Genomic DNA, 2,455 nt, shown 5'->3' on the forward strand with positions numbered 1-2,455 from the left:
CTGTGCGCCTGCCTGTGCGGCGGAGCCATCCCCGGACTGCTGGCGAGAAAACCCAAGAAAAAAAGAAAAAGATGATTGAAATTCCTGAAATCATATGCTATAATGCTTTCATTATGGCAGAAAGTACATTGCCGTAAGCAATCTAGTATAGGAGGAGATACCAATGAAGCACATTCAGACGCTTAACGGAGCCACTTTGAAGGCCAGCGCTGCCAAGGGCGGCTGCGGCGAGTGCCAGACCTCTTGCCAGTCCGCCTGCAAGACTTCCTGCACCGTCGCCAACCAGAAGTGCGAGAACAAGTAAATCACAAAGCCTGAAAGGGCGGGCGCTTTCGCGCCTGCCTTTTTGCTGTGTCCGGTTATTTGGGGAGGACGTATGGCGAACATAATTGGAATAAATCCCCAGTCCTGTGGCTGCGGGCTTCTGCAAATGAGCAATGGGCTGACCGATGTTTTTTTGAATGTGCTGATTCTCAGCGGCTCGGCGCTGGCCAAAACCGTCTCTGAAAAACGGCTGATCGTGTGGCTGGCGGAGAAGGACCAGAGTAGGGTGGGAGCAGGAACGGTAGATTTCGACCTGTGGGAAATGCCCTGGGATTTAAATACCTTTGAAGAGGATAGGGCATTTCTGCTCCGGGTGGCCTTGGGGGCAAAAGAGCGGCTGGGCTGGGAAAAATTGAACTACCGCCCCAATGAGGACATACTGTTTCCCTGCCTGGACCACTTCGCGGAGCTGCTGTCCAAAATGGAGCACTCCAAAATTCAGCCGGGCGTTTTGGAGGAGTGGCTGGCGGAATCAGACCCATCTGACCCGGTGATGTCCGGGTTTCCCAGGTGTTCCAGACATCAAACCCTGCTCTCCATTTTTGGATGCCACATCTGCAACAACTGAAGGGGGAGCGCCGCTTATTAAGATCATGCTTTCATACTATGATTGAGAGGAAAAACGAAGTTTTTCCCAAAAGTTTCTTTTTGATTCTTTTTCTTTTCAAAGAAAAAGAATGCACAGAAAGGAGAACATGACATGACAACCGTACATACCTTTACCGCCCTGGGCCAATACCTGGCGGCGGACATCAACAGCGGGGCGGTCCACGTGCTGGACAAGCTGACCTATGACCTGCTCAGCGGGGCAGGGGAGGGGCCTTTGGGGGAGGAGCTGCCCCAAGGGCTGGCGGACAAGCTGTCCCAGTACAGCCGGGCCGACCTGGAGGAGGGCTGGCGGGAGCTGCTGGAGCTGCAGCAGGCCGGACTGCTCTTCACCACCGACGAGTACATTGACCCGGAAGCCGCTATGGCCCTGCCCAAGGCGGCGGTGGTCAAGGCCCTGTGCCTTCATGTGTCCCACGACTGCAACCTGCGGTGCAAATACTGCTTCGCCTCCACCGGCGACTTCGGCACTGGCCACCGGATGACCATGGACCTGGATACCGCCAAAAAGGCCATTGACTGGGTGGCGGCCAAGTCTGGAAACCGACGGAACATCGAGGTGGATTTCTTCGGCGGCGAGCCTCTGATGGCTATGGACGTAGTGAAGGGAACGGTGGAGTATGCCCGCTCCCTGGAAAAAACCCATGACAAGGTGTTCCGCTTTACCATCACAACCAACGGTGTGCTGCTGGACGATGAAACCATCGACTACGTCAACCGGGAGATGTCCAACGTGGTCCTCTCCCTGGACGGCCGCCAGCAGGTGAACGACCACATGAGGCCCTCCATAAACGGCAAGGGCAGCTACGAGGTGATCGTGCCCAGGTTCCAGAAGCTGGTGGCCCAGCGTGGGGCCAAGGACTACTATGTCCGGGGCACCTTTACCCGAGAGCATTTGGATTTCACCCAGGACGTCCTCCACATGGGGGATCTGGGCTTCCGGCACGTGTCGGTGGAGCCGTGCAGCGGCCCGGCTGACGACCCCTACGCCATCCGTGAGGAGGACCTGGGCAGGGTAGAGGAGGAGTACGAGAAGCTGGCCCAGGCCCTGCTGGAGCGGAAGGATATCAATTTCTTCCACTTCAACGTGGACCTGTCCCAGGGCCCCTGCGTCATCAAGCGGCTGCGGGGCTGCGGCGCTGGCTGCGAGTATGTGGCCATCACGCCGGACGGAGACATCTACCCCTGCCACCAGTTTGTGGGAAAAGAGGAGTTCCGCATGGGCAGCGTCTACGACGGCTCCTTTGATATGGAGGTTTCCGGACAATTTGCCCAGCAGAATGTCTATACCCGTCCCGCCTGCCGGGAGTGCTGGGCGAGGTTCTATTGCAGCGGCGGATGCTCCGCATCCAATCTGCTTGTCAATGGCGACATAACAAGGTCCAACGAGGTGGCCTGCGCGATGGAGCGCAAGCGTTTGGAGTGTGCGATTGCCCTCAATGCTATCGCGGCCGGCATGGGGGAGCGGCCGAATACAGGATGTGATAATACAGACTGTAATCTCTGCCGCTGCTGAGAACCAAGC

The 2,455-nt window shown here is 57.0% G+C and carries 3 protein-coding genes; all 3 read left to right on the top strand.

Annotated features, from left to right (window positions below; translation table 11 throughout):
* Positions 1-163: 163 nt before the first annotated feature.
* Entirely contained in the window at positions 164-304 is a 141-nt protein-coding gene (gene scfA / locus ACTO5E_RS10795) for a six-cysteine ranthipeptide SCIFF (RefSeq protein WP_087393998.1), read from the top strand.
* 72 nt (positions 305-376) lie between these two features.
* Positions 377-892, top strand: coding sequence for a hypothetical protein (locus ACTO5E_RS10800; RefSeq protein WP_482303554.1), 516 nt, complete (start codon positions 377-379; stop codon positions 890-892).
* A 132-nt stretch (positions 893-1,024) separates the two neighbouring features.
* Positions 1,025-2,446 carry a thioether cross-link-forming SCIFF peptide maturase gene (gene scfB, locus ACTO5E_RS10805; RefSeq protein ID WP_482303556.1) on the top strand — a complete coding sequence of 474 codons (1,422 nt, stop codon included), beginning with the start codon at positions 1,025-1,027 and terminating at the stop codon, positions 2,444-2,446.
* The last annotated feature ends 9 nt before the right edge of the window (positions 2,447-2,455 follow it).

The organism is Acutalibacter sp. (assembly GCF_056800975.1).

Bases quoted from the DNA above. Each gene is read 5' to 3' on its own strand.
- scfA (WP_087393998.1), top strand. From the start codon at position 164: ATGAAGCACATTCAGACGCTTAACGGAGCCACTTTGAAGGCCAGCGCT.
- ACTO5E_RS10800 (WP_482303554.1), top strand. From the start codon at position 377: ATGGCGAACATAATTGGAATAAATCCCCAGTCCTGTGGCTGCGGGCTT.
- scfB (WP_482303556.1), top strand. From the start codon at position 1,025: ATGACAACCGTACATACCTTTACCGCCCTGGGCCAATACCTGGCGGCG.